The 23,531-nt window shown below is 71.7% G+C and carries 23 protein-coding genes and 2 tRNA genes; 14 read left to right on the top strand and 11 right to left on the bottom strand.

Going from position 1 to position 23,531, the window contains the following annotated elements:
- Nucleotides 1–2: 2 nt before the first annotated feature.
- The 7 genes from DEJ28_RS07805 to DEJ28_RS07775 all read left to right on the top strand — a co-directional run bounded on the left by DEJ28_RS07805 (nucleotide 3) and on the right by DEJ28_RS07775 (nucleotide 6,295).
- Nucleotides 3–983 (top strand): aldo/keto reductase, encoded by a 981-nt coding sequence (locus DEJ28_RS07805; protein ID WP_111116231.1) that lies wholly within the window; start codon nucleotides 3–5, stop codon nucleotides 981–983.
- On the top strand, nucleotides 980–1,594 hold the full coding sequence (locus DEJ28_RS07800) for a hypothetical protein (RefSeq protein WP_111116233.1): 615 nt from the start codon (nucleotides 980–982) through the stop codon (nucleotides 1,592–1,594). Before DEJ28_RS07805 ends, DEJ28_RS07800 begins: the two co-directional genes overlap by 4 nt.
- Nucleotides 1,595–1,653: 59 nt before the next feature.
- Nucleotides 1,654–2,031, top strand: a complete 378-nt coding sequence (locus DEJ28_RS07795; RefSeq protein WP_111116235.1) for a holo-ACP synthase — start codon at nucleotides 1,654–1,656, stop codon at nucleotides 2,029–2,031.
- A 154-nt stretch (nucleotides 2,032–2,185) separates the two neighbouring features.
- On the top strand, nucleotides 2,186–2,473 hold the full coding sequence (locus DEJ28_RS07790) for an acyl carrier protein (RefSeq protein ID WP_111116237.1): 288 nt from the start codon (nucleotides 2,186–2,188) through the stop codon (nucleotides 2,471–2,473).
- Nucleotides 2,470–3,720, top strand: coding sequence for an acyl-CoA dehydrogenase family protein (locus DEJ28_RS07785; RefSeq protein ID WP_220034640.1), 1,251 nt, complete (start codon nucleotides 2,470–2,472; stop codon nucleotides 3,718–3,720). The genes DEJ28_RS07790 and DEJ28_RS07785 overlap by 4 nt, the downstream gene beginning before the upstream one ends.
- A complete protein-coding gene (locus DEJ28_RS07780; RefSeq protein WP_258368118.1) occupies nucleotides 3,717–4,727 on the top strand; it encodes an amino acid--[acyl-carrier-protein] ligase in 1,011 nt (336 codons plus the stop codon). Before DEJ28_RS07785 ends, DEJ28_RS07780 begins: the two co-directional genes overlap by 4 nt.
- Nucleotides 4,724–6,295 carry an alpha/beta hydrolase gene (locus DEJ28_RS07775; protein WP_111116239.1) on the top strand — a complete coding sequence of 524 codons (1,572 nt, stop codon included), beginning with the start codon at nucleotides 4,724–4,726 and terminating at the stop codon, nucleotides 6,293–6,295. Before DEJ28_RS07780 ends, DEJ28_RS07775 begins: the two co-directional genes overlap by 4 nt.
- A gap of 4 nt (nucleotides 6,296–6,299) precedes the next feature.
- On the opposite strand, the gene DEJ28_RS07770 is transcribed toward DEJ28_RS07775, so the two are convergent.
- Nucleotides 6,300–7,244, bottom strand: coding sequence for an alpha/beta fold hydrolase (locus tag DEJ28_RS07770; protein WP_181433761.1), 945 nt, complete (start codon nucleotides 7,242–7,244; stop codon nucleotides 6,300–6,302).
- Between the two features lie 108 nt (nucleotides 7,245–7,352).
- On the bottom strand, nucleotides 7,353–7,841 hold the full coding sequence (locus tag DEJ28_RS07765; RefSeq protein ID WP_111116243.1) for a peroxiredoxin: 489 nt from the start codon (nucleotides 7,839–7,841) through the stop codon (nucleotides 7,353–7,355).
- A 246-nt stretch (nucleotides 7,842–8,087) separates the two neighbouring features.
- On the opposite strand from DEJ28_RS07765, the gene aceE reads away from it, so the two are divergent.
- From aceE to DEJ28_RS07735, 6 genes are all read left to right on the top strand, one after another.
- A complete protein-coding gene (gene aceE / locus DEJ28_RS07760) occupies nucleotides 8,088–10,832 on the top strand; it encodes a pyruvate dehydrogenase (acetyl-transferring), homodimeric type (RefSeq protein ID WP_111116245.1) in 2,745 nt (914 codons plus the stop codon).
- Between the two features lie 7 nt (nucleotides 10,833–10,839).
- Nucleotides 10,840–12,066, top strand: a complete 1,227-nt coding sequence (locus DEJ28_RS07755; protein WP_111116247.1) for a PucR family transcriptional regulator — start codon at nucleotides 10,840–10,842, stop codon at nucleotides 12,064–12,066.
- A 109-nt stretch (nucleotides 12,067–12,175) separates the two neighbouring features.
- Entirely contained in the window at nucleotides 12,176–13,117 is a 942-nt protein-coding gene (locus tag DEJ28_RS07750; RefSeq protein WP_111116249.1) for an ACP S-malonyltransferase, read from the top strand.
- Nucleotides 13,114–14,133: a beta-ketoacyl-ACP synthase III gene (locus DEJ28_RS07745; protein ID WP_111116251.1), complete on the top strand. Its 1,020-nt coding sequence runs from the start codon at nucleotides 13,114–13,116 to the stop codon at nucleotides 14,131–14,133. The genes DEJ28_RS07750 and DEJ28_RS07745 overlap by 4 nt, the downstream gene beginning before the upstream one ends.
- Nucleotides 14,134–14,245: 112 nt before the next feature.
- Entirely contained in the window at nucleotides 14,246–14,494 is a 249-nt protein-coding gene (locus tag DEJ28_RS07740) for an acyl carrier protein (RefSeq protein ID WP_022903951.1), read from the top strand.
- Between the two features lie 88 nt (nucleotides 14,495–14,582).
- Nucleotides 14,583–15,827 (top strand): beta-ketoacyl-[acyl-carrier-protein] synthase family protein, encoded by a 1,245-nt coding sequence (locus tag DEJ28_RS07735; protein ID WP_111116253.1) that lies wholly within the window; start codon nucleotides 14,583–14,585, stop codon nucleotides 15,825–15,827.
- Nucleotides 15,828–15,948: 121 nt separating this feature from the next.
- Here DEJ28_RS07735 and DEJ28_RS07730 read toward each other — a convergent pair whose 3' ends face one another.
- The 6 genes from DEJ28_RS07730 to DEJ28_RS07705 all read right to left on the bottom strand — a co-directional run bounded on the left by DEJ28_RS07730 (nucleotide 15,949) and on the right by DEJ28_RS07705 (nucleotide 20,974).
- Nucleotides 15,949–16,428: a DUF3145 domain-containing protein gene (locus DEJ28_RS07730; protein ID WP_111116322.1), complete on the bottom strand. Its 480-nt coding sequence runs from the start codon at nucleotides 16,426–16,428 to the stop codon at nucleotides 15,949–15,951.
- Between the two features lie 213 nt (nucleotides 16,429–16,641).
- Nucleotides 16,642–17,445: a DUF1684 domain-containing protein gene (locus DEJ28_RS07725; protein WP_111116255.1), complete on the bottom strand. Its 804-nt coding sequence runs from the start codon at nucleotides 17,443–17,445 to the stop codon at nucleotides 16,642–16,644.
- The gene (locus DEJ28_RS07720) at nucleotides 17,442–18,572 is read right to left on the bottom strand and encodes an AI-2E family transporter (protein WP_349774948.1); all 1,131 of its coding nucleotides are present in this window, start codon (nucleotides 18,570–18,572) and stop codon (nucleotides 17,442–17,444) included. The genes DEJ28_RS07725 and DEJ28_RS07720 overlap by 4 nt, the downstream gene beginning before the upstream one ends.
- Nucleotide 18,573: 1 nt before the next feature.
- Nucleotides 18,574–18,648 (bottom strand) — tRNA-Ile (locus DEJ28_RS07715).
- A 13-nt stretch (nucleotides 18,649–18,661) separates the two neighbouring features.
- Entirely contained in the window at nucleotides 18,662–19,873 is a 1,212-nt protein-coding gene (locus tag DEJ28_RS07710) for a glycosyltransferase (RefSeq protein WP_111116257.1), read from the bottom strand.
- A gap of 186 nt (nucleotides 19,874–20,059) precedes the next feature.
- Entirely contained in the window at nucleotides 20,060–20,974 is a 915-nt protein-coding gene (locus DEJ28_RS07705) for a DMT family protein (protein WP_181433763.1), read from the bottom strand.
- Nucleotides 20,975–21,013: 39 nt separating this feature from the next.
- On the opposite strand from DEJ28_RS07705, the gene def reads away from it, so the two are divergent.
- A complete protein-coding gene (gene def, locus DEJ28_RS07700) occupies nucleotides 21,014–21,589 on the top strand; it encodes a peptide deformylase (protein WP_111116259.1) in 576 nt (191 codons plus the stop codon).
- A 35-nt stretch (nucleotides 21,590–21,624) separates the two neighbouring features.
- On the opposite strand, the gene DEJ28_RS07695 is transcribed toward def, so the two are convergent.
- From DEJ28_RS07695 to DEJ28_RS07685, 3 genes are all read right to left on the bottom strand, one after another.
- Complete coding sequence (locus DEJ28_RS07695) at nucleotides 21,625–22,113, bottom strand: hypothetical protein (RefSeq protein WP_111116261.1); 489 nt, start codon at nucleotides 22,111–22,113, stop codon at nucleotides 21,625–21,627.
- 195 nt (nucleotides 22,114–22,308) lie between these two features.
- Nucleotides 22,309–22,381 (bottom strand) — tRNA-Asn (locus DEJ28_RS07690).
- A gap of 100 nt (nucleotides 22,382–22,481) precedes the next feature.
- Complete coding sequence (locus tag DEJ28_RS07685) at nucleotides 22,482–23,450, bottom strand: D-isomer specific 2-hydroxyacid dehydrogenase family protein (protein ID WP_502866954.1); 969 nt, start codon at nucleotides 23,448–23,450, stop codon at nucleotides 22,482–22,484.
- Between the last annotated feature and the right edge of the window lie 81 nt (nucleotides 23,451–23,531).

Raw genomic sequence — 23,531 nt, 5'->3', positions numbered from 1 at the left:
ACATGCAGAGTCGCACCCTCGGCCGTACCGGCCGCCCCGTGTCCGTCGTCGGTCTCGGTACCTGGCAGTTCGGCGGTGACTGGGGTCCCGTCTCCGAAGCCGACGCGAACGCCGTCATGGACGCCTCGGTCGAGTCCGGCGTCACCCTCTTCGACACCGCCGACGTGTACGGCGACGGCCGCAGCGAGCAGCTCATCGGCTCCTGGCGCGCCGCGAACCCCGACGTCCCCCTGACGATCACCACGAAGATGGGTCGCCGCGCCGAGCAGGTCCCGTCGAGCTACGTCGCCGCGAACTTCCGCGAGTGGGTCGACCGGTCGCGCCGCAACCTCGGCCAGGACACCCTCGACCTGGTGCAGCTGCACTGCCCGCCGACCCCGGTCTACGAGGACGACGCGGTCTACGACGCCCTCGACGCGCTGGTCGCCGACGGCTCCGTCGCCGCCTACGGCGTCAGCGTCGAGACCACCGACCAGGCGCTCACCGCGATCGCCCGGCCCGGCGTCGCGACCGTCCAGATCATCCTCAACGCGTTCCGCCTCAAACCGCTCGACCGCGTGCTGCCGGCGGCCCTGGAGGCAGAGGTCGGCATCCTCGCGCGCGTCCCGTTGGCATCGGGGTTGCTGTCCGGCAAGTACCGTCCGGACACCGTGTTCGCGCCGGAGGACCACCGCAGCTACAACCGGCACGGCGAGGCCTTCGACCAGGGCGAGACGTTCAGCGGCGTCGACTTCGAGGACGGCGTCCAGGCGGCGCAGACGTTCGCCGCGTCCCTGCCGGACGCGGTCTCGGTCCCGCAGGCGGCGATCGCCTGGATCGTCGCGCAGGAGGGTGTGACCGCGGCGATCCCGGGCGCCCGCAACCCCGAGCAGGCGCGGTCGAACGCCGGCGCCGGCGACCTGCCGGAGGTGCCGGGCCTCGACGAGACGGTCCGCGAGCTCTACGACGAGTGGTTCCGGGCGAGCGTGCACGACAAGTGGTGAGGTCGTCCGTCGTCGGGCTGGCGTTGGCGGTGCTGACCGTCCTGGCGCTCCTCGTCGGCGGTACGGCTCCGGCCGAAGGCAGGACGGCAGCCGCGGGCAGCACGGCAGGGATCGGCGCGCCGGCGGACGGCCGCTCGGCGCGGTCCGCGGTGTCCTGGCCCGCCCCGACCGCACTGTCCGAGCGAGCCGACGCGGCCGCGCTCCGGAACGTCTGGGGCGAACGCCTCGCGGAGCACGTGCACACCCACCTGACGGTCCTCGACGGCGCGACACCGGTGACGGTGCCGGCGAACGTCGGCCACTCGGACCGACTGCGGTTCGCCGCGCAGCTCCACACGCACGACACCTCCGGGATCCTGCACGTCGAGTCACCGACGCGCAGGGCCTTCACGCTCGGGCAGTTCTTCGACGAGTGGGGTGTGCCGCTCAGCGCCTGGCGGGTGGGCGGGCTGCGCGGCGAGTTGACGGTCTGGGTCGACGGGCACCGGTTCATCGGGAACCCGCGGACGATCGAGCTGACGAACCGTCGGGAGATCGTGCTCGCGGTGACGTCGATCGGCGAGGTCCCGCGCCTGCCCCCGGCGTTCGACTGGCCGCCGCAGTACCGCTGAGCGCACGGCGCACGCCGCTGACCGTCCCGCGCGGCGCGGACCCGCCGTAGCCTGCTCCCATGACCACCATCCGGACCGGCACCGACCTCGCCGCCGTCGAGGACGTCATCGCCGGCATCGACACCCACGGCGACCGGTACCTGACCCGGGTGTTCACCGCGCAGGAGCGTGCTGACACCGGTGACGACCCGGAGCGTCTGGCCGCCCGGTTCGCCGGGAAGGAAGCGGTGGTGAAGCTCCTCCGCCCCGAGCGGTCGGACGCGATCCCGCTGACCGACGTCGCGATCCTGCTCGACGCGGCCGGTGCCCCGATCGTCGAGCTGCACGGCCGGGCCGCGGCACTCGCGGAGTCGATCGGGTGCGACGCGATCGCCGTCTCGCTGTCCCATGAGCGCGGTCTGGCGGTCGCGACCGCGGTGGCGTTGACCGCGCGCTGACCCGCTCCGGGGCCGTGTCGGCACCGTCGAGGCCAGTCCCCGTCCGGGTCCTGCGAGCGTTGCTGCGGGGCCGCTCAGCAACTGCGAACCGTGTGCGGTTTCGCGCACCCGCACGGCGGTTTTCCGGGCCGCCGTGCTCCTTATCGTTGCGGGCATGGACCAGGACCCGACCACAGCAGCGACCTCCGTCGCACTCGCAACCCCGACGGCGGAACTCGCCGTCCGACGGGCACTCGCCGACCACGGGCGCCTCAGCGTCGACGCCATGGACGTGGCGTCGATCGCCGATCTCTACGCGCTCGGTCTCACCTCGCACGCGACCGTGAACGTCATGCTCGCCGTGGAGAACGAACTCGACGTGGAGTTCCCCGACGCCGTGCTCAACCGCTCGACCTTCGCCACCATCGAGTCGATCACCGCTGCGGCGGAGCTGAGCTCGTGATCTCGCCGGTCCTCGACCGGGCGACACAGGACACCACGCACGAGACCGCGTCCGAGGCCCAGGCCCAGGCCGAGGCCCAGGCTCCGGCTCCGGCAGCGTCGCCGGACCGTTTCGCCGCCCGGACCGCCCTCGTCGCCGACATCGCCGCGCACTTCGCCGACGAGGTCGACCGCGACGCCCGGCCCCCGCGTGAGGCGATCGCCGCGATGAAGGAACACGGGCTCCTCGCCGCAGCGGTGCCGGTGGCCCTCGGCGGTGAGGGCGCGACCCTCGCCGAACTCTCCGTGATCGCGACCGAGCTCGGCCGGGCCTGCGGTGCCACGGCGATGGTCTTCGCGATGCACCAGGGCCAGGCGATGGCGCTCTGGCGGCACGGCGGCCGGTCCGCCGGTGTGGCGACGATGATCCGTGCGGTCGCCTCCGGCGCGCTGCTGGCGTCCTCGACGACGGAGAAGGGCATCGGCGGCGACACCCGTCGGAGCACCTGCGCGATCGAGGTCGACGCCGCGGGACGGATCCGGCTCCGCAAGGACGCCCCGGTGATCTCCTACGCGACCGAGGCGGACGCGATCCTCGTCACCGCCCGCCGCGACCTCGACGCCGCGGCCTCCGATCAGCGCCTCGTCGTCTGCCTGCCGTCCGAGACGACCCTGACGCAGACCTCGACGTGGGACACGCTCGGACTCCGCGGCACCTGCAGCAACGGCTGGGTGCTCGACACCGAGACCCACGAGGACCGCGTCCTCCGCGACGACTACGCCACGATCTCGGCCCGCACGGTCCTGCCGGTGTCGCACGTCCTCTGGGCATCGGTGTGGCTGGGCTTCGCCGCCGAGGCCGCCGACCGTGCCCGTCGAGCCGTCCGCGGGCGGGCCCGTGCCACCGTGGGGCAGACCCCGCCCGGGGCGCTCCGGCTCGCCGAGGTCCTCGTCGACCTACAGGCGCTCGCGGACACGGTCCGGCACGCAGCCGACCGCTTCGACGCCGTCGAGGGCGACCCGGCCGTACTCGAGTCGACGGCGTACGTCCTCGCCGCGAACGCGCTGAAGGTCAACGCGTCCGAGCGGGTGACCGAGATCGTCACCCGGGCCATGCGCATCGTCGGCATCGCCGGCTTCGCCGCCACCGGGCCGCTCAGCACGGCCCGACTCCTCCGAGACGCCCACGGTGCCGCCGTCATGGTGAGCAACGACCGTCTCCTCCAGAACGACGCCAGCCTGGCACTCATGAGCGGAGCAATCCTGTGACCACGACAGCACCCACCCCCATCACCACCACCGCACCGACCAGCACAGCAACGACCAGCACCGCCGCCGCTGCGGCGCGCGCGACGCACCCGGCCGACATCGACGTCGCCCGTGCCGAGCTCCGCGCGCGCCTCCTGGACGACGGCGTCCTCATCGACCTCGGCTCCCCCGGACTGTACGGCCGCTCCGGCGTCTTCGAGCGGGTCTACCAGGCCGTCGACGCCGCCGTGGTGCGGAACCAGGCGGACCTGGACGCCGACGTCCTCCGCTTCCCGCCCGTCGAGCCGCTCGCCGCGTTCGAGCGCACCGACTACATCGCGTCGTTCCCGGACCTCGCCGCGTCCGTCTCGGCCTTCACCGGCGACGACCGCACCCACCGCGCCCTGCTCGCGGCCCGGGAGCGCGGCGAACGCTGGGAGTCCTTCCTCGAGCCCGCCGACCTCATGCTCACACCCGCCGTGTGCCACCCGGTCTACGGCCTCGTCTCGGGGACGCTGCCGGAGCGCGGCCGGATGTTCGACATCGTGGGCGACTCGTTCCGCCGTGAGCCGTCGCTCGACCCGATGCGGCTGCAGGCGTTCCACATGCACGAGTTCGTGCACATCGGCACCCCGGAGACCGCGAAGGAACACCGCGACGGGCGGATCGCGGTGATGCGCACCCTGCTCGAGTCGTTCGGCCTCGAGATCGACGTCGTCCCCGCGAACGACCCGTTCTTCGGCCGGGTCGGGCAGATGCTCGCCCGGAACCAGGTGGAGCAGTCGCTCAAGTTCGAGTTCGTCACCCCGGTGTACGGCCAGGACCACCCCTGGACGGCGATCAGCTCGGCGAACCTGCACGAGGACCACTTCGGCACCTCGTTCGACATCCGCACCGCCGACGGCGAGGTCGCGCACAGCGCCTGCATCGCCTTCGGTCTCGAACGCATCACCATCGCCCTGTTCGCCGCCCACGGCACGGACCCCGAGACCTGGCCGGCGGAGGTCCGCACGGCCCTCGCGCTGTGAGCACCCACCACGGCTGGTCGGGTCACCCCGCGCTCCGGGTGGCCCTCCAGCTGCCACCGGCGGCGCGCGCCGGCGTCGTGATCTGCCCGCCGCTCGGGCAGGAGGGCGTCATCGCGTACCGCACGCTCCGTCTGCTGGCCGACGGCCTGGAGGCGCGTGGCGTGGCCTCGGTGCGCTACGACCCGTCCGGACGTGGCGACGCCGCGCCCGACGGTGCTCCGGACGCACAGGTCAGGTCCGCCCGGCACGCCGCAGCGCTGCTGCGGTCCAGCGGTGTGGACCAGATCACCTTCGTCGGGCTCGCGTCGGCAGCGCTCGTCGCCGCCGCGGCCGCCGACGACAGCGACGGCCTGGTCGTCTGGGACGCCCCCGCCTCGGGTCGTGCCTGGCTGCGCGGGCAGCGTGCCCTCGCCGCGATCACGATCGGTGCCGACCGGGTCGTCGACGGCGTGGAGAGCCTCGTCGGGATCGACGTCGAACCGGCCGAGGCCGCGGTCCTCGCCGCGCTGACCTTCGTTCCCCGGTCGGGCCCGACCCACGCACTCGTCCGACCCGGGACCACCGCGCCCCGGGGCCTCGGAACCGTCCCGACGACCGAGGTCGCCGGGAGCGCCGAACTCCTCGACGGCACGAGCATCGTCGCGGTGATCCCGGGCTCCGCGGTCGACGCCGTCGTCGACCGGGTGGACTCGTGGGCTCCCGAGGCATCGGTGCCGACGGTGCTCCCGGCCCTCACCGAGGTGCTCGACGTCGACGCCCGGGTGTCGGAACGCATCCTCGCGCTCGGTCCCGAGGGGCTGTTCGCCATCGAGACCGTGGCGTCCGGGCAGTCCGAGCACGCGCCCGTCGTGGTGCTGCACAGCGGCGGCGCAGAGCACCGCGTCGGCGCGTCCGACTACCAGGTCACCCTCGCCCGTTCCCTCGCCAGGGACGGCGCCCGTGTGGTGCGGGTCGACCGGCGTGGGACCGGTGAGAGCACCCCGGTCCGCGGCGACGAGCGCTCGTTCTTCTACACGCAGGAGTGGCTCGACGACCAGGCCGCCGTCCTGGCGTCCCTCGCGGTGCCGTCCGAACGGCTCGTCCTCGTCGGCATGTGCGCCGGCGCGTGGCTCGCCGGCCGTGCGACCGAGGAGTCCCCGCGCCTCGTCGTGGAGATCAGCCCGAACGACTACCGGCGGCACCTGACCACCGCCGGTGCCTTCGCGGACGCCGCGCGGACCGTCGCCCAGCCGTCGCCCGCACGGCTCCGGATCCGGGGCTGGTGGAACGCCGTGGTGCCGAAGGCCGTCCGCGACCGCGTGGCTCGCCGCGACCGGATGGGCGGTGTCGCCGGGCACGTGCGCCCCCTCGTGGAGCACGGCACCGAGGTCCTCCTCATCACCGCCCCCGAGGACGCCGAGCTGTTCGACCGGCTCGGCGGACAGCGGGCGGAGCGACGGTGGCCCGGACGGCTGGAGGTCGTCCGGGTGACCGGCGGCGACCACGCGCTGTTCTCCCCGGTCATGCGCGAGGCCGTCCTCACCGAGGTCCGCACACACGTCGCCGCGGCGTTCCCCGTGCACACCTGAGCGATCAGGCGAGGCCGAGCACCCGGGCGACGGCGTCCGGGTGCTCGACGTGTGCGAAGTGCCCGCAGTCGTCGAGCAGCACGGTGCGCACCCGGGGCAGGAGCGCACCGAGGGCGTCGAGGTCCGAGACACGTGCGAACACGTCGTCGCGCCCCGCGATCGCGGTGACCGGGCAGGTGACGGCGCCCCAGCCGTCGAGGTCGTAGCGCGCCGCCGACCGCGCGGCGCCGGTGAAGCCGGTCGGCCGGAGCTCGTCGACGAAGGCGTCGAGGACGCTCGGGTGGAGCCGTCGCACGTGCGTGAAGACCGGCGACGCCACCAGTGGCAGGAGTCCGACCCGGGCGATCCCCCGCAGCACCGGGCGTGCGGCCTCGCCCACGATCGCGAGCCCGGCGCGCAGCAGCGTGAACGCCGGCAGCGTCCGGAGGCCGCGCAGCGGGTGCCGAGCGGCGTCCGCGGTGGCGACGGTGGTGCCGGAGACGAGGGCGACGGAGCGCACCCGGGCCGGCTCCGTCACGGCCAGGTGCATCGCGACGAAGGCGCCCATCGAGTGCCCCACCACGTCGACGGAGACGATCCCGAGACCGTCGAGGACGGCGGTGAGCACGCGTGCCGAGGCGTCGACGTCGAGCGGTGCGGGCGGCGCAGCGGACGATCCCCACCCGGGCAGGTCGACGAGCACCAGTCCGCGGTCGGCGACGCCGTCGGCGGCGCGCAGCAGCGGCGTCCAGGTCGTCCACGACCCGGCGACACCGTGCAGCAGCAGGAGCGGGTCGGGGCCCGGGCGGTGGTGCACGACCGCGGCACCGTCCGAGGTCGACACGACGGCGTGCGTGAGGCCCCACGCGCCGGGGTCGGCGGTCACCGGGAACGGCGCGTACGGATCGGCGTGCGCAGCGGGGTTCGAGCCGACCACCTGCTCACGGGGAGCCGAGTCGATGGCGTGCACCCTCCTCCTTCGCAAGCTCAGTCGGCGCGCCCCGCGCAACGCTTCGCGTTGCCGCTGAGCGATGCGCGCCAATCCGACGCGACAGCGTCTTCCTGGGGATTCGGAACGCTAGCCGACGGCGACGGGTGTGCTGCAGGCGGCGAGGCGGTCGAGGGCCGCCTTGTACTCCGTGACGTCGCGGGCGACGCCGGGCTCGGAGATGATCGAGGCCTTGATGCGGCCCTGCACGTCGATCACGAAGGTCGCGCGGTTCGCGAAGCCCTTCTGCTCGAGGAAGACGCCGTACTCCTTCGAGACGGCACCGTGCGGCCAGAAGTCCGCGAGGAGTTCGAAGTCGTAGCCGTTCGACTCGGCGAACGAGCGGAGCGTGGCCTTCGAGTCGACCGAGATGCCGACGAGCTCGACACGCTGGTCCTGGAACATCGCGATGTTGTCCTGCAGGGCGCAGAGCTCGTTCGTGCACGTGGACGAGAACGCGAGCGGGAAGAAGACGAGTGCGACCGGGCGGACACCGCGGAAGTCGCTGAGGCGGACGTGCTCCCCGAACTGGTTGGGGAGTTCGAAGTCCGGCGCGAGTGAGCCGATCTCCAGAGCCATCAGTGCGTTGCTTCTTCCTCGGGCGTGGGGTGTGCCCGGTGTCGTCGTGCACGCAGGATCGCGGGTGCACGATCGGCAATCGTACGCCGACCGCACCCGAATGCAAGCACCTGTCCACGTGCACGTCACCATCAGGCTGCGCGTCGGCGGTGGGGCCTAGAGTGGACGAGGCCCCACCGCCGGTCGCGACCCGATCGATCGGTGGACCACCTATGTCCACCACCACGAGAACGAACGAGGTCAAGGGTGACGGTGAACGACCAGGACCCGTACAGCCACGGCAGCAGCGACCAGGACCCGGAGGAGACCGCCGAGTGGCGTGAGTCCCTCGACGGGCTGGTGCAGACCCACGGCCACCAGCGTGGCCGCGAGATCATGCTGAGCCTGCTCAAGCGGTCCAAGGAACTGCACCTCGGTGTGCCGATGGTCCCGACCACGGACTACGTGAACACCATCGCGCCGGAGAACGAACCGGAGTTCCCGGGCGACGAGGAGCTCGAGCGCCGGTACCGCCGGTGGATCCGGTGGAACGCCGCGATCACCGTGCACCGTGCGCAGCGCCCCGGCATCGCCGTCGGCGGCCACATCTCGACCTACGCGTCGAGCGCCGCCATGTACGAGGTCGGCTACAACCACTTCTTCCGTGCGCAGGACCACCCGTCCGGCGGCGACCAGGTCTTCTTCCAGGGCCACGCCTCCCCCGGCATGTACGCCCGCGCGTACATGGAAGGGCGTCTCGGCGAGGACCAGCTCGACGGCTTCCGCCAAGAGAAGTCGCACGCCGGTGGCGGTCTCTCGTCGTACCCGCACCCGCGCCTCATGCCGCACTTCTGGCAGTTCCCGACCGTGTCGATGGGCATCGGCCCGATCAACGCGATCTACCAGGCGCAGCAGGCCAAGTACCTCACCAACCGCGGCATCAAGGACGCCTCCGACCAGCAGGTCTGGGCGTTCCTCGGCGACGGCGAGATGGACGAGGTCGAGTCGCGCGGTCAGCTGCAGGTCGCCGCGAACGACGGCCTCGACAACCTGAACTTCGTGATCAACTGCAACCTGCAGCGGCTCGACGGTCCGGTGCGCGGCAACGGCAAGATCATCCAGGAGCTCGAGGCGTTCTTCCGCGGTGCGGGCTGGAACGTCATCAAGGTCGTCTGGGGCCGCGAGTGGGACGACCTGCTCGCCCGCGACACCGAGGGCGCGCTCCTCAACCTGATGAACCAGACGCCCGACGGCGACTACCAGACGTACAAGGCCGAGAACGGCGCGTACGTCCGCGAGAACTTCTTCGGGCGCGACCCGAAGGCGCTCGAGCTGGTCAAGGACTACACCGACGACCAGATCTGGAACCTCAAGCGCGGTGGCCACGACTACCGCAAGGTCTACGCCGCGTTCAAGGCCGCGACCGAGCACAAGGGCCAGCCGACCGTCATCCTCGCGAAGACGGTCAAGGGCTACGGCCTCGGCCCCAGCTTCGAGGGCCGCAACGCGACCCACCAGATGAAGAAGCTCACGCTCGACAACCTCAAGCAGTTCCGCGACGAGATGCGCATCCCGATCTCCGACGCGCAGCTCGAGGAGAACCCGTACACGCCGCCGTACTACCACCCCGGTCACGACGACGAGGCGATCCAGTACATGCACGAGCGTCGGCGCGAGCTCGGCGGGTACGTGCCGGAGCGTCGGACGAAGTACACGTCGATCACCCTCCCCGAGGACGCGAAGTACCAGGTCGTGAAGAAGGGCTCCGGCAAGCAGGAGATCGCCACCACCATGGCCTTCGCCCGTCTGCTGAAGGACCTGCTCCGCTCCCCCGACTTCGGCGACCGCGTGGTGCCGATCATCCCGGACGAGGCACGCACGTTCGGCATGGACGCGTACTTCCCGACGGCGAAGATCTACAACCCGAACGGCCAGCACTACACGTCGGTCGACCGTGAGCTCCTCCTGGCCTACAAGGAGAGCCCGCAGGGCCAGATCATCCACGTCGGCATCAACGAGGCGGGCGCCCTCGCGGCGTTCACCGCGGTCGGCACCTCGTACTCGACGCAGGGCGAGCCGCTCATCCCGGTCTACGTCTTCTACTCGATGTTCGGGTTCCAGCGCACCGGCGACGCCATCTGGGCCGCCGGCGACCAGATGACCCGTGGCTTCATGATCGGCGCAACGGCCGGTCGCACCACGCTGACCGGCGAAGGCCTGCAGCACGCCGACGGTCACTCGCCGCTCCTCGCGACGACGAACCCGGCCGTGGTGGCCTACGACCCCGCCTACGGGTACGAGATCGGTCACATCGTCCAGGCCGGCCTCGACCGGATGTACGGCACGAACGAGGACGGCTCGCCGAAGCACGCCGACCCGAACGTCATGTTCTACCTGACGGTCTACAACGAGCCGATCGTCCAGCCGGCCGAGCCCGAGGGCATCGACGTCGAGGGCATCGTCAAGGGCATGTACCTGCTCAAGCCGAGCGAGCATGACGGTCCGAAGGCCCAGCTGCTCGCGTCCGGTGTCGCCGTGCCGTGGATCCTCGAGGCGCAGCAGCTCCTCGCCGAGGACTGGGGCGTCGCCGCCGACGTCTGGAGCGTCACGAGCTGGGGTGAGCTGTACCGCGACGGTCTCGACGCGGAGCAGCACGCGTTCCTCAACCCGAACGAGGCCCCGCGCACGCCGTACGTCACCGAGCGCCTGCTCGGCACCGAGGGGCCCGTCGTCGCCGTGAGCGACTTCATGCACCAGGTGCAGGAGCAGATCCGCCCGTTCGTCCCGACCGACTACGCCACGCTCGGCGCCGACGGCTTCGGCTTCTCGGACACCCGTCCGGCCGCGCGCCGCTTCTTCCACATCGACGGCCCCTCGGTCGTCGTGCGGACGCTGCAGCAGCTCGCGCGCCAGGGCAAGGTGGACGGCGCGCTGGTCCAGCAGGCGATCGACAAGTACCGCCTGCACGACGTGACCGCCGGCACCACCGGCAGCGCGGGTGGCGAGAGCTGATCAGCGAGTGACGACGGTCCGACCGGACTCCGAGAGCCAGGAGAGCGCGCGCGAGCGGGCGCTCTCCTGGCTCCGTCAGGTGTCCGGGGAACTCTCCACCGCCACCATCAAGCGCCTCGAGGACACGCTCCCCTGGTACAGCGAGATGCCCCCGGGCCGACGCTCCGCCGTGGGGCTCGTGGCGCAGGCCGGCATCACGTCGTTCATCAGCTGGCTCGAGGGCACCGCGTCGACGCCGTGGATCGCCGCGGCCGACGTCTTCGGTTCCGCACCCCGCGAGCTCCTCCGCTCGGTGAGCCTGCAGCAGACGCTCCAGCTCATCCGGGTGGTCGTCACCGTGGTCGAGGAACGCGCCAAGGACGACGAGATGCTGCAGGAGGCGATCCTCAAGTACTCGCGGGACATCGCCTTCGCGGCGGCCGACGTCTACGCCCGTGCGGCCGAGGCCCGCGGGCTCTGGGACGCCCGGCTCGAAGCACTCGTGGTCGACTCGATCCTCTCCGGCGAGTACGACGACGAACTCCCCTCCCGCATCGCCGCGCTCGGCTGGCACGGCCACGGCGAGGTCTCCGTGCTCGTGGGCAACGCCCCGAAGCAGCTCGAGGTCGACCAGATCCGCCGCACGGCCCGGCACATGGACGCGGACGTGCTCATCGGGGTGCAGGGGTCCCGGCTCGTCGTGGTGATCGGCCGCGCCACCCCGCGCGACGACGTCCCCGAGGGCGAAGAGCCGGTGTCCTTCACGGCCATCGCGCAGGCCCTCGAACCGTCCTTCGGCGAAGGACACCTGGTGCTCGGCAACGAGGTCCTCGGAGTCGTCGACGCGTCGACCAGCGCGAAGGGCGCCCTCGCGGGGTTCGCCGTCGCACGGGCATGGCGCGGCGCTCCCCGTCCGGCCCTCGCCGACGACCTGCTGCCCGAGCGCGCACTGGCGGGCGATCCCCTCGCCCGTTCGGCCCTCGTGCAGCGCATCTACGTGCCGCTGAAGGACCAGTCCACCGAACTCCTGCAGACGCTCTGGTGCTACCTCGACACCGGCCGGTCGCTCGAGGCCACGGCGCGCGAGCTCTTCGTGCACCCGAACACCGTCCGCTACCGGCTCCGACGCGTCGCGGACATCATCGGGTGGGACGCCACGCACGCCCGCGACGCCCTCATCGTGCAGTCGGCACTCATCCTCGGGGCGATGTCGGAGTCGACCGTCGGGCGCCGCCGTCTCCCCCGTCGTCGGTGAACGCGGCCGTGCGCGCCACTCCCGGCGCTAGGACATACACAATGTTCTGTCGCGTTTCGTGTGGGAAGCCCACACGGGGCGCGTTGGTCCCGACGTGCAGGATTGACCGGTGATCGTCGTCGTCGCGCCCGGACAGGGCTCCCAGACCCCCGGCTTCCTCGCCCCCTGGCTCGAGGACGCCGCCGTCCGTGACCGTGTCGGGGCGTGGTCCGAGGCCATCGGCGTCGACCTGGCCGTGCACGGCACCGAGTCGGACGCGGACACGATCAAGGACACCGCGCTCGCGCAGCCGCTCATCGTCGCCGCCGGCCTCATCACGGCCGACGCGCTCCTCGCCGACGGCCGCCGTGCCCTCGTCGGCGGCGTCGCCGGACACTCCGTCGGTGAGTTCACCGCTGCCGGCGTCGCGGGGATCCTCGAGCCGACGGACGCCGTCGCCCTCGTCGCCGAGCGCGGCCGGGCCATGGCCGACGCCGCCGCCCTCGAGCCGACCTCGATGGCCGCCGTCCTCGGTGGCGACGCCGACGAGGTCGCCGCAGCACTCGCAGCCCACGGACTCGTCCCCGCGAACCACAACGGGGGCGGCCAGACGGTCGTCGCCGGTGCCGCCGACGCCATCGCGGCGCTCGTCGCCGAGCCGCCGGCGAAGGCGCGGGTCATCCCGCTCGCCGTGGCCGGTGCGTTCCACACGCGGTACATGGCCCCGGCCGTCGAGCGCGTCGCGCCGGTGGCCGCCGCCGCCGCGGTGCAGGACCCCACGCTCCCGATCTGGACGAACGCCGACGGCTCCCGCGTCGACGACGGCCGCCACTTCGTCGACCTCATGGTGCAGCAGATCGCGAGCCCCGTGCACTGGGACGCCGTGATGGAGTCCTTCGCTGGCGCCGGGGTCACGGGCATCATCGAGCTCGCACCCGCCGGTGCCCTCGTCGGTCTGGCGAAGCGCGGCCTCCGCGGCACGCCGACCGTCGCGATCAAGACCCCCGACGACCTGCCCGCAGCGATCGACCTGCTGCAGAGCGCGGGCCAGGAAGCAGACGCAACCGCATGACCGGCAACGACACGACCGCGCGCCCCATCCTCGCGCAGCGACGCGGCCACGAGTTCACCCGCATCCTCGCCTTCGGCGCCGCCCGTGGTGAGCACGTCGTGCCGAACGACGACCTGGTCGGTCCGATCGACTCGTCCGACGAGTGGATCCGCCAGCGCACCGGGATCATCACCCGCAAGCGCGCCGGCAAGGACGTCGAAGCCGTCGACCTCGCCGAGGCCGCAGCGCGCGAAGCGATCGCCAAGGCCGGGATCGAGCCCTCGCAGATCGGTGTCGTCCTCGTCAGCACCGTCACGCACACCGTCGCCACACCGTCGATGGCCTCGCTGCTCGCCGAGCGGATCGGTGCGACCCCGGCCGCCGCGTACGACATCAGCGCCGCCTGCGCCGGGTACGCCTACGGCATCGCCCAGGCCGACTCGTTCATCAAGTCCGGCCTCGCCGACCACGTGCTCGTCGTCGGAGCCGAGAAGCTCAGCGACGTCGTCGACCCGACGGACCGTTCGATCTCGTTCCTGCTCGGTGACGGCGCCGGCGCTGCCGTCGTCGGCCCGAGCGACTTCCCCGGCATCGCCCCGACCATCTGGGGCTCGGACGGGTCGAAGTGGGACGCCATCGGCATGACCGCGACCTACAACGAGTGGGCCGACGGCGCGCCGCGTCCGACCATGCGGCAGGCCGGTCAGACCGTGTTCCGCTGGGCCGTCTGGGAGATGGTCAAGGTCGCCCGCGAAGCGCTCGAGACCGCCGGCGTCGCCCCGTCGGACCTGGCCGCGTTCGTCCCGCACCAGGCGAACATCCGCATCATCGACGAGTTCGCCAAGCAGCTCGGCCTCCCCGAGTCCGTGGTGATCGCCCGCGACATCACCACCACCGGCAACACCTCCGCCGCGAGCATCCCGCTCGCCACGCACCGCCTGCTCGACGAGCACCCCGAACTGTCGGGCGGCCTCGCCCTGCAGATCGGGTTCGGCGCCGGACTCGTGTTCGGCGCGCAGGTGGTCGTCCTCCCCTAGCCCATCCCGATCGCGCTCCGGCACGATCACCCGACGAGCCTCCGGGCACGCGCACCGCTCGTGCCCTAGGCTGGTCCACGGTCAAACGACACCCCCCTCAAGGAGAATCCCCATGGCCCTGTCCAACGAAGAAGTCCTCGCCGGCCTGGCCGAGCTGATCAACGACGAGACCGGCATCGCGACCGACACCGTCGCCGCCGACAAGTCGTTCACCGACGACCTCGACATCGACTCCATCTCGATGATGACGATCGTCGTGAACGCCGAAGAGAAGTTCGACGTCAAGATCCCCGACGAAGAGGTCAAGAACCTCAAGACCGTGGGCGACGCCGTCGACTACATCGTCAAGGCGCAGGCCTGACGCGAGCTTTCCTGAGCGCCGCGGCCCCGGCGAATCGCGGGCCGCGGCGCTCTTCTCGTTCCACCCACACGAAAGAACACGTCGTTCCATGACCAACAAGACCGTCGTCGTCACCGGGATCGGTGCCATCACGCCCCTCGCCGCGACCGCCCCGGAGACGTGGGAGGCGCTGCTCGCCGGCAAGTCCGGCATCACCCGCATCGAGGACCCGCGCTACGCCGAGCTGGAGCTCCCCGTCGAGTTCGCCGGCCAGGCGCGCCGGTTCCTCACCGACCAGCTCACCCGCCCGGAGACGAAGCGCCTCGACCCGTCGTCGCAGCTGTCGCTCGTCGCGGCGCGCGAGGCCTGGGCCGACGCCGGCATCGACGCCGAGTCCGTCGTCCCCGAGCGCCTCATCGTCGACTGGGCGACCGGCATCGGCGGCGTCAACACGCTGCTCGACGCCTGGGACACCCTGCGCGAGAAGGGTCCCCGTCGCGTCATGCCGATGACGGTCCCGATGCTCATGGCGAACGGCCCGGCCGCCGCCATCGAGATGGAGTTCGGTGCCCGCGGCGGTGCCCGCACCTACCTGTCGGCGTGCGCGTCCTCCACCGAGTCCCTCGCCGAGGCCTACCGGCACGTCGCGACCGGCGAGGCGGACATCGTCATCACCGGTGGTGCCGAGGCCGCCCTGCACCCGCTGCCCCTCGCGGCCTTCGCGGCGATGCAGGCGCTCTCCCGCCGGAACGACTCCCCCGAGACCGCCTCGCGTCCGTACGACGTCACGCGCGACGGCTTCGTGCTCGGTGACGGCGCCGCGGCGCTCATCCTCGAGACCAAGGAGCACGCCGAGGCCCGCGGCGCGCGGATCTACGCCGAGGTGGCCGGTGCCGGCATCACCTCGGACGCCTTCCACATCACCGCTCCGGACCCCGAGGGCAGCGCCGCCGCCCGCGCGGTCCTGCAGGCGCTCGAGCACGCTGGCGCTTCGCGTGAGGACGTCGTCCACGTCAACGCGCACGCCACCTCGACGCCGGTGGGCGACATCGCCGAGTACCACGCCATGCGCCGGGTCTTCGGCGACCACCTCGACTCCATCGTGGTCTCCGCCACCAAGGCGTCGACCGGGCACCTCCTCGGTGGTGCCGGTGCGATCGAGGCCGCCTTCACGGCTCTCGCGCTGCACAACCGGGTCGCGCCGCCGACGATCAACCTCACGCAGCAGGACCCGGAGATCGTGATGGACGTCGCGACGGCGCCGCGCGAGCTGCCGCAGGGCGACCTGCTCGCGGTGAGCAACTCGTTCGGCTTCGGCGGCCACAACGCGGTCGTCGCCTTCCGCAGCGTCTGACCCGCGTCGGCGCGTTCCCCGAGACTCGGCCCCGCGGACAGAACTCGGGTCGCGGGAGCGCGAAAGTGTCCGCCCAGCCGAGTCTCGGGTGCCGGGACGGGGACGGGCGCCGCGGCGCGGCTCAGCCGACGCGGTGCAGCCAGACCACGGGGTTGCCCTCGGCGGCGTGCCGGAAGGGCTCGAGCTCGTCGTCCCAGGCCTGCCCGAGCGCGAGACGGAGTTCGCGGTGGAGCTCGAGGGCGTTACTGCCCGCGACCTCCATCGCGTAGCGCACCCGGTCCTCGGGCACGACCATGTTGCCCGTGACGTCGGTCTGCGCGTAGAAGACGCCGAGGTCCGGCGTGTGCATCCAGCGGCCGCCGTCCGAGGCGTCGGTGGGCCCTTCGGTGACCTCGTAGCGGAGGTGCTCCCAGCCACGCAGGGCAGAGGCGATCGCTGCACCGGTGCCGACCGCGCCGGTCCAGGTGAACTCGGTCCGTCGTGCGCCGTCCTGCGCCGGCTGGTCGAGCCACGAGAAGTTCACGGCACGGCTCATGGCGCGACCGGCTGCCCACTCGATGTGCGGGCAGAGCGCGCGTGGCGCGGAGTGCACGTAGAGCACCCCGGTGGTCGTTCCGTTCACGGTTCCTCCGATTCGTCAGGTGCGACTTCCCCATCGACCTGAACTGGAGGCTCTCGTTCGGAACCATCGATATGCGATTGTGATGTCCTCGCGGACACGCCCATTATGCAGGCTGCAGCCCGGGAATGCCACACACCGCGGCGATCGGGCCGCGAACCGGTTCCGCGCACGGGCTCCGCACACGCCTTCCGGTCAGTGCAGGACGGCACCCGTGGTGTCGACGGGGTGGCGCTCCCCCGCGGTGATCGGCACCGGGATGCGGTTGTCCTCCGGTGGGATCGGGCAGGCGAACTGGTACGAGAACGCGCACGGCGGCAGGACCGCCAGGTTCCAGTCGAGCTCGACGTCGGCGGCTTCGCCGGGGTCGTCGAGGTACAGGAACCGGCCCATCGAGTACGTGCTGCCGGGATCGTCCTCAGGCAGGGCGGCCGTGGCGTCCTGGACGATGAGCTGCAGCCGCGCCGAACCCCGGAACACCGCGGACCGCACGGCGACGAGCCGCACCGTCGTGCTGCCGAAGGCCGTCTCGATGTGCCCGGCGACCTCGAGCGGATCGCCGGCGGCGTCGACGACGTCCGCACGCGCCTCCAGGCCCGCGACGGGTGTGTACCTGCCGGACGTGACCCAGGCGTCGGACCGGTCGAAGCGCGCGATCCGGGCGAAGCGGGCGATCGGCTCGGACGCCGGGTCCCACACCCGCAGGGTGCCGCGGGAGACCGTGCCGGCGAACCCGTCCGGGAAGGCGACGGTCGAGGGAACCACGGCGTCGTCGCCGGCGACGAGCACCGTCCCGTCGACCGGGACGCCGTCGACGACGACGCCGTCGTCGGCCGCGGCGGTGACCGTGAGGCCGCCGACGGCCGGGGCCCAGCGCCCGGGAACCGGCCACACCGGCTGCTCGTGGTCGACGCGCTGCGCGTTCACGAGCGCCAGCGGACCACGGGGACTCGTCGCCCAGCGGTCACGGTCGGCGACGTGGTCCTGGTGGCCGGTCATGCCTGCTCTTGCCGCGGGTAGATGACCTTCTGGACGATGATGATCACCGACGCGGCGACCGGCAGCGCGACCAGGGCGCCGAGGACCCCGCCGATCGTGCCACCCGCGACGGCCGCGATGACGACGAGGGCGCCGGGCACCGAGACCGCCCGCGACATGATGCGCGGCGAGATGACGTAGGCCTCGACCTGCATGTACACGAGGTAGTAGACCGCGGCCGCGAGGGCGGTCGCCGGCGAGGCGAAGAGGCACAGCAGCGAGATGACGATCGCGGCTGCCAGGGTGCCGACGAGCGGGATGAGCGACCCGAGGAAGGCGAACGACGCCAGCAGCACCGGCAGGGGCGCGCCGATGATGAGCAGGAACACCAGGCTGAGGATGCCGTTGATGAGCGCCTGCGAGATCTGCCCCACCACGTAGCGCCCCACCGCCTGGGTGATCTGCTCACTCACGTCGATGAAGTTCTGCCGCCGCGACGCCGGGACGAAGCGGTAGGTCATCGACTTCATGCCGCGCATCGAGGCGAGGAAGTACAGCATCAGGATGATGACGATGACGGCGCCGGTGAGCCCGGACAGGATCCCGCTGCCCACCGCCAGGATGCCGCCGCCGAGGCTCAGCAGGTTGCCGGGGTTCTCGACGAAGGTCTGCAGCGACTGCAGCGCGTGGTCGATGTCGAACGAGCCGTTGAACTGCTTCGACAGGTCCTGCACCCACTGCTGCCCCGAGATGTCCTGCACGACGTCCGGGAAGTTCTGGATGAGGTTCGTCGCCTGTTGCACGAGGATCGGGACGACCGCGAACACCACGCCCGCGAACGCCGCGAGCACGCCGACGACGACGACCGTGATCGCCACCCACCGCGGCACGAGCCGCTCGAGGAACGACACGAGCGGGTCGACGCCGAGCGCGAGGAACAGGGCGACTCCGATGTAGACGAGGACGGTGCTCAGCTGCTGGATGATCGACCCGGCGACCAGCGCGACGAGCACCCCGATCGCGCCCATGAACCCGATGCGGAACGCGTTGACGCGCACGCCCGTGCCGCCCCTGGTCACCTCGAACGTCACGTTCGGTGTGGGGCTGTGGTCTTCCTGCTGCGGGTCGCGCTTCTTGGGCAAGTGCACGTAGGGCGGGCGGGACTTGAACCCGCGAATCGTTCGGTTATGAGCCGACTGCCTTGACCAGCTTGGCTACCGCCCCTCGCCGGGGACCGTCAGGCCACCGGCTCCCCACGATACAGCGCCTCGAACGTCGCGAGCGTGCGGTTGATGTCGTGTGCCTCGATCATGGTCAGACTGCGTTCCCGCATGGCCACGTAGTCGTCGTCGGACGCCGTGAGCACCGCCGTGAGCTTCGCCGCCAGGTCGTCCACGTCGCCCGGCACGAACAGGTACCCGTTGCCGTCGATCAGGTGCGGGAGCGCCATCGAGTCGGCCGCGACGACCGGCAGCCCGGAGGCCATCCCCTCGAGCGACGAGATGCTCTGCAGCTCGGCCGTCGACGGCATCGCGAACACCGTGGCGTTCGTGAGCGCCTGCTGCTTGACCTCGTCGGACACGAACCCGAGGAAGCGGACACGGTCCTCGAGCCCGAGTTCCTTCGCCTCCGCCTGCAGCTTCGGGATCATCTCGCCGTCGCCGACGATGGTCAGCGTCGCGTTCAGCTCGGCGGGCAGGATCGCCAGCGCCCGCACGAGGACGTCGAGGTTCTTCTCCGGCGCGACCCGGCCGACGAACACGATGTCGTTGTTCGCGGGACGGCCCGCACGGGCGACGTACCGCGAGGCGTCGATGCCGCACGAGATCGCCAGGACGCGCTGCCCCGCGATCGCGCGACGGAGGTAGTCCGCGGCCAGGTTCGTCGGCGTCGTGATCGCGTCGGCGAGCCGGTAGGTCTTCGCGGCGTCGTTCCACGCGATCTTCAGCGCGATGGGCAGCGTCCACTTGCCGAACGGGGTGTACTCGAGGAGGTTCTCCGGCATGAAGTGGTTCGTCGCGATCACCCGGATGCCGCGGGCGTTCGCCTCGTGCACGATGCCCCGGCCGATCACCACGTGCGACTGGATGTGCAGGACGTCGGGCTTGACCGCGTCGAGGATCGGGGCGGTCCACTTGCGGACGCTCCACGGCCACACGAAGCGCAGCCACGGGTGCAGCGGCCACTTGTACGACTTGAGGCGGTGCACGACGAGCGTGACGCCGTGCAGTTCCTCGTCGAAGGTGCCGTAGTGGCGGCTCGACGCGGGGGCGACGACGTGGACCTCGTGTCCACGCTCGGTGAGTCCGACGGCGAGCTGCTCGGCGAAGGTGGCGGCCCCGTTGACGTCGGGGGCGAAGGTGTCCGCGGCGATCAGCACGCGCAGCGGTCGGTGACCGGCCGTCGCACCCGTCGGCTCGGCGGTGGCGGTGGTGGCGTCCTCTGACACGGCTGGCGTCGTCCTCTCGTGGGCGAATGCGGGTCGGTCTGCGACGCTACCGCACCGGCCGCGGGGTGCGCCTCCGCCTCGCGGCGGACCCTGTCATACCCCGGTGTGACACGGGGCACGGGACGGCACGGGAGGGCACGGATCCGCTCGGCGTCAGCTCCGCGTCGGCTCCGCGTCCGCTCCCCGTCAGCTCCGCGTCTGCGGGTGGTACTTGGCCAACATGAACACACCGGTGATCGCGATCCCCGCGGCCACCACGAACCCGGCGACCGCGATCCAGGGAGCGCCCGACGCCTCGCCGAGGACGATCACGCCGATGCCGACGGCCACGATCGGGTCGATCACGGTCAGGCCGGCGATGACGAGGTCGGCCGAACCGCTCGAGTACGCGTTCTGCACGAAGTACCCGCCGAGCGACGCGGCGACGACGACCCCGATGATCGCGAGGACGGTCAGCCAGTCGAAGGTGTGGTTGACGAAGCGGTTGAGCGTCACCTTCGCGAGCGTCGCCACGAAGCCGTAGAGGATGCCCGCGCCGACGATGTAGTAGAGCGCGCTCTTGTGCTTCGCCACGAGGCGGAACGAGATGAGCACGAGCACGAGGACGACCGCCAGGATCACGAGCACGGTGACGAGCTGCTGGCGGGTGATGGCGCTCTCGTGCCCGACGAACGCCGCGATCCCGACGAAGATGCCGACGCCGACGATGCACGTCCACACCGCCCGACGCGCACGGCGGCCGAGGGGCACACCGGACGACCGCGACGAGAACCACGTCGTGATGACCAGCGCCACGGCGCCGAGCGGCTGCACCACGATGAGCGGCGCGAAGGTGATGCTGATGAGCTGCAGGACGACGGCGATGCCGAGCATGAGCGTGCCGAGCACCCAGTAGCCGCTCGAGACCAGGCCGACGACGTGCCGGACACTGAGTCCCGTCGACTGCCGACCGAGCCGTGCCTCGACCCGCTGGACGCCCCGGCTCTGGAACTGCGCGCCGAGCGACAGGAAGACCGCACCGACGAGCGCGACGGGGATCATCAGCGCCTGGAACGGCGTGAGGTTGCTCACCGCATCCGGCAGCTGCAGGTCCGTCGTCACGCGTCGAGGCTATCGGTCTCCGCCGGATAACCTGGGTGAATGGCCGTTCTCCCGATCCGCATCACCGGCGAACCCGTCCTGCACGAGCGTGCAGCCGAGGTCACCGAGTTCGATGACGACCTCCGTTCGCTCGTCGCCGACATGTTCGAGACCATGGACCTGGCGCCCGGGGTCGGTCTCGCCGGCCCCCAGGTGGGTGTCGGCAAGCGGCTCTTCGTGTTCTCGTTCACCGATGATGACGGACTCGTGCACCGCGGCGCGGCCGTGAACCCCGTCCTGTGGACCACTCCCCCGGTACCCGAGGCTGTGGAGGAACTCGACGACGACGAGGAGTCCGAGGGCTGCCTCTCGGTGCCGGGCGAACGCTTCCCGCTCCGTCGCTCCGAGGCCGCGCTGCTCCGCGCCCAGGACGAACACGGCGAACCGTTCGAGGTCGAGGCGCACGGCTGGCTCGCCCGGATCTTCCAGCACGAGTACGACCACCTCGACGGCCTCCTCTACGCCGACCGTCTCGGGCACCCCTACGGCAAGCAGGTCGCGAAGGCGATCCGCAAGAACAGCTGGGGCGGCCCCGGCAAGTCCTGGCTGCCCGGTCGCGACCACCCCGAGGGCTGACGACGGGTCGCGTTCCGGCGGCCTGGAGGCGCGGCTCAGCTCCGCCAGGCAGCGACCGCGTCGCGCAGGTGGTCGGTCTCCGGGTGTCCGGGGCAGTACTCGAGGAGCCCTGCGGCCACGTGCGCCTCGGTCACCGAGCCGACGGCGCGGGTCCACGGCCCGGTCCGGCGGACGGCACACCCCGCGGCGAGTTCCTCGAGCGTCGCGTCACCCGCGGCCGCCTGCACTGCGGCGCGCTGCTGTGAGGACATCTCGGTGCCGGTGATCCGCTGCGCCTGGCAGTCGGTGCGCTCGTCCTCCCACACCGCCGAGTAGGTGGTGTACGTCTCGGTGTCGTCCGAGGAGCCGACGGCGCAGACGAACGCGAACACGATCGGCGCGGTGCCGGAGGCCGAGACGCCCGCCGTGGCCGAGGTGTCGATCGAGTCCTCGGGATCGGACTCCGCCTCGGCCGTGCAGCCCACGAGACCGATCGCCACGGCGACGAGGGCGCCCGCGGCGAGGGCTCGGCGCACGGTGTTCACCTGTGAACTCTAACAGCTTCCGCCCATGCGCCGACTGCGAGCGCACACCACGGGCCGTTTCGCGCTCACCGACAGATTTCGCGCCTGCGAGTCCGTGAGGTGTCGCTCAGCGCGAAACGCCGCACACCGGAACCCGCACCCAGCGCGAACCGCCGCGCACGCAAAAGGCCCCCACCCGAAGGTGAGGGCCGTCCGCTCCCCGAGTTGGACTCGAACCAACAACCTGCCGGTTAACAGCCGGCTGCTCTGCCAATTGAGCTATCGAGGATCACTGTCCGCTGGCGAATGACGTGCGAACAACGGGTAACAGCATAGCAGCACCCTGGAGCGACCCCGCGCATCGGCGTCGCATCCCGGGCGCGCCGCGCTCAGTACCCCGCGACCGGGTCGACGACGCCGACGAACCCGTCCCCGGAACCACCGAGGAACGCCGTGGTGTTCAGCCGCACGCGCTCGGCGAGGAGCGGCGCCACCATCTCCGGCGTGTCCGCCTGGTGCGGCGTGATGACGGCTCCGGGCTCGTCCCACAGCGGGTGCCCGTCGGGCAGCGGCTCGGGGTCGGTGACGTCGAGCCCCGCGGCCGCGATCGCACCGGACCGCAGGGCGTCCACGAGGGCGTCGGTGTCGACGAGGCCGCCGCGGGCGATGTTCACGAGCCGCGCCGAGGGCTTCATGAGGCCGAACTGACGCGCGCCGAACAGCTTCGCGGTGCCGGAGGTCATCGCCGCGGCGATCATCACCACGTCCGCGTCCGGCAGGACCTCGTCGAGCTGGTCCGTCGTCACGGTGCGGTCGGCGCCGTCCACGGGCGACGACGAGCGGCGCACCACGGTGACGGAGACCTCGAACGGGGCGAGCAACCGGATGTACTCGAGCGCGATGCCGCCGGCGCCGATGACGACCACGTTCCGGCCGTACAGCGAGACACCCTCGGGCTCGGTCGCCCACGAACGGGCACGCGCCCGCTTCTGCAGCACGCGCAACGTGCCGAGCGTCAGCGCGAGCGCGTGCTCGGCGACGGGCTCGGCGTAGGCGCCCTTCGCAGAGGTGAACAGCACGCGGTCACCGTGCTCGGCGATGAGGTGCGAGAACGCGTCGACACCGGCGAACGGCAGCTGCACCCAGCCCACGCCGGGAGCGGCGTCGAGCGCCGTGGCCAGGCCCTCCGGGTCGCGCGGGTCGAGCCAGACGAGCCCGCGGGTGTCGCCGTCGAGCGCGGCGACGGTGCCACCGGCCTCGGTGACCGCGGCCACGTGCAGGTCGGTCGGCTTCGGCAGGATCGCGACCGGTCCGGCCGCCGGCGGGGCGATCGGCAGCGCCGCCCCCGCATCGGTCACGACCGCGCGGTGCCCACGCACGCCCGACGAGGTCGGCCCGGCACCAGCGCCAGCAGGAGACGATGAAGAGGACAGAGCAGA

Source organism: Curtobacterium sp. MCPF17_002 (assembly GCF_003234115.2).
GTDB lineage: Bacteria > Actinomycetota > Actinomycetes > Actinomycetales > Microbacteriaceae > Curtobacterium.
The sequence above is the reverse complement of the archived record's forward strand: the minus strand, read 5'-3'. Positions and strand labels throughout refer to the sequence as shown.

Bases quoted from the DNA above. Each gene is read 5' to 3' on its own strand.
- DEJ28_RS07765 (WP_111116243.1), bottom strand. From the start codon at position 7,841: ATGGCTCTGGAGATCGGCTCACTCGCGCCGGACTTCGAACTCCCCAAC.
- DEJ28_RS07740 (WP_022903951.1), top strand. From the start codon at position 14,246: ATGGCCCTGTCCAACGAAGAAGTCCTCGCCGGCCTGGCCGAGCTGATC.
- DEJ28_RS07795 (WP_111116235.1), top strand. From the start codon at position 1,654: ATGACCACCATCCGGACCGGCACCGACCTCGCCGCCGTCGAGGACGTC.
- def (WP_111116259.1), top strand. From the start codon at position 21,014: ATGGCCGTTCTCCCGATCCGCATCACCGGCGAACCCGTCCTGCACGAG.
- DEJ28_RS07805 (WP_111116231.1), top strand. From the start codon at position 3: ATGCAGAGTCGCACCCTCGGCCGTACCGGCCGCCCCGTGTCCGTCGTC.
- DEJ28_RS07735 (WP_111116253.1), top strand. From the start codon at position 14,583: ATGACCAACAAGACCGTCGTCGTCACCGGGATCGGTGCCATCACGCCC.
- DEJ28_RS07790 (WP_111116237.1), top strand. From the start codon at position 2,186: ATGGACCAGGACCCGACCACAGCAGCGACCTCCGTCGCACTCGCAACC.
- DEJ28_RS07725 (WP_111116255.1), bottom strand. From the start codon at position 17,445: ATGACCGGCCACCAGGACCACGTCGCCGACCGTGACCGCTGGGCGACG.
- DEJ28_RS07745 (WP_111116251.1), top strand. From the start codon at position 13,114: ATGACCGGCAACGACACGACCGCGCGCCCCATCCTCGCGCAGCGACGC.